Annotated in this window: 1 protein-coding gene; it reads left to right on the top strand. The window is 72.3% G+C overall.

The window, feature by feature from the left end; all coding sequences use genetic code 11:
- Positions 1-202, top strand: a 202-nt coding sequence (locus PUR61_RS09115) for an acyltransferase domain-containing protein (protein ID WP_329877584.1), incomplete at both ends; no start/stop codon positions are given.

Raw genomic sequence — 202 nt, 5'->3', positions numbered from 1 at the left:
TGGATGCCCATCTGGACCGGCCGTTGGCGGAGGTGCTGGCGGACGAGGAGCTGATCCACCGGACGGGGTATGCGCAGCCGGCGTTGTTCGCCGTCGAGGTGGCGTTGCACGCGCTGCTCACCCGCTGGGGTGTGCGGGCGGACGTGCTGGTCGGGCACTCGATCGGCGAGGTTGCCGCCGCGCACGTGGCCGGGGTGCTGTC

This window comes from Streptomyces sp. BE20, assembly GCF_036322525.1.
Lineage (GTDB): Bacteria > Actinomycetota > Actinomycetes > Streptomycetales > Streptomycetaceae > Kitasatospora.
This window is presented reverse-complemented; position numbering and strand designations above follow the sequence as displayed.